At 29.0% G+C, this 1,806-nt stretch carries 2 protein-coding genes; both read left to right on the top strand.

The genetic code is table 11. The features are described from left to right. A partial coding sequence (locus tag A5868_RS10565) for a hypothetical protein (protein WP_217867355.1) occupies window positions 1-913 on the top strand: 913 nt, incomplete at its 5' end. Between the two features lie 18 nt (window positions 914-931). Continuing rightward, window positions 932-1,806 (top strand): lipopolysaccharide biosynthesis protein (locus tag A5868_RS10560; RefSeq protein ID WP_369596932.1); only part of this gene is annotated, 875 nt, incomplete at its 3' end.

Raw genomic sequence — 1,806 nt, 5'->3', positions numbered from 1 at the left:
GAGGATCGCGAATATGAGAGCTTCAGGCTATATTTTTTTTGTATTAATTTCATTTTGTTCTACTTTTTTTTACTACCAAAAATCGATGCTGACATCAATTATACTTACTATCTTTTCATTGACTATAGTTCATTTTGCAAGAAGACAAACGATTAACAAAAAAATGGTCTACTTTCAAACTGTCTCTTATACACATCTAGATGTGTATAAGAGACAGATCTTAAACTCTCATGTGTATTCAATTCCAATTGTTCGATATATAAATAAAAAGTTTCCTTCTATTAGAATAATCGTTTGGTATAGTAATCCTGTATCAAAGGATACACCAATAAGATTTTATAAAGAACTTGATTGTGAAATTTGGAGCTTTGACAAAGATGATTGCCAGAAATATCATTTGAGAAGTAATAATCAGTTTATTGATCATGAGATGTTTAACAATTTAAGTAATGAGATCAAGTATGATCTAAGCTTTGTTGGATTGGACAAAGGAAGGTTAAGGCAATTACTTGACTTGAAATGTAAGTTTAACGAAAAAAATATTTCAACTTATTTATATATTGTCAATTCTAATAAAAATTCTAGTGACTCTTATGATTATGAGGATAGGATATCTTATAAAGAGCTATTAAATATCGAAGCAAATTCGAGAGCTTTATTGGATATTGTTCAACCAGAGCAAAAAGGACAAACTTTAAGACCGATTGAGGCGCTTTTTTTCAAGAAAAAAATTGTTACCAATAATTATTCGATTTTAGAAACTGATTTCTATAATTATAAAAATATTTTTGTTCTCGGCAGAGACAATATTGAGAGCATTGAAGAATTCTTAAAATCGGATTATGAAGATATTTCTTCTGATGTCTTGGAAAAATATACTGTAAAAGGTTGGATAAGCAATTTCTTCCTTTAGAAAGTTGATGTGTAATAAATGAACCTTAAAGCAAAAGCAGTTATTAAAAATCTTTACTACACTGTTGCCGCTAATTTCGCAACATTAGCAATATCGATATTATTGAACTTATTTGTTCCAAAGTTACTAGGAGTTAAAGAATATAGTTATTGGCAACTATATGTTTTTTATTCTTCATATGTTGGCTTTTTACATTTTGGTTGGGTAGATGGAATTTATTTGAAAATCGGTGGTAGCGAATATGAGGATTTAGATAAAAAAAGTTTAGGATCACAGTTTTGGTATTTGATGATAATGGAAATAATAATTTCTACTTTTGTAATCATCGGATCCATTATATTCGGACCAACTTCAAACAAATCCTTAATTCTAATTCTCACAGCCGTTGTTTCTGTTGTTACAATTGCAAAGACATTTGTCCTGTATATATTACAGTCTACTAATAGAATCAAGGAATATGCGCAATTATCTAGAGGAGATAGATATTTATATGTATCTTTTATTGTGGTCTATTTTTTTCTAGGAGGAAGAAATTTCTATTGGTTAATTATTTTGGATATAATTTCTAAACTTATCATTACGATTTGGGGCGTAGTGAGAATTTCAGATATGATTTTTGTAAATAGGCTCAATAGGATTAAAGCTGAATTCTCAAATATTCTAGAAAATATTAATATTGGTAGTAAACTGATGCTAAGTAGCATAGCTGGAATGTTAATTATCGGCTCAATTCGCTTCTTTGTTGAAAAACGATGGACAATTGAAACGTTTGGTAAACTATCATTTACTTTGAGCATCTCAAACATGTTTATGACCTTTATTAACGCAGTGGGAGTAGTAATGTTTCCACTCCTAAGAAGAACTAATCAAAATAAATTGCCTCATTTATATAT

This window comes from Enterococcus sp. 12F9_DIV0723 (assembly GCF_002174375.1).
GTDB lineage: Bacteria > Bacillota > Bacilli > Lactobacillales > Enterococcaceae > Enterococcus_A > Enterococcus_A gilvus.
Note: the sequence above shows the minus strand (reverse complement) of the source record. Positions and strands in the feature narration are given on the sequence as shown.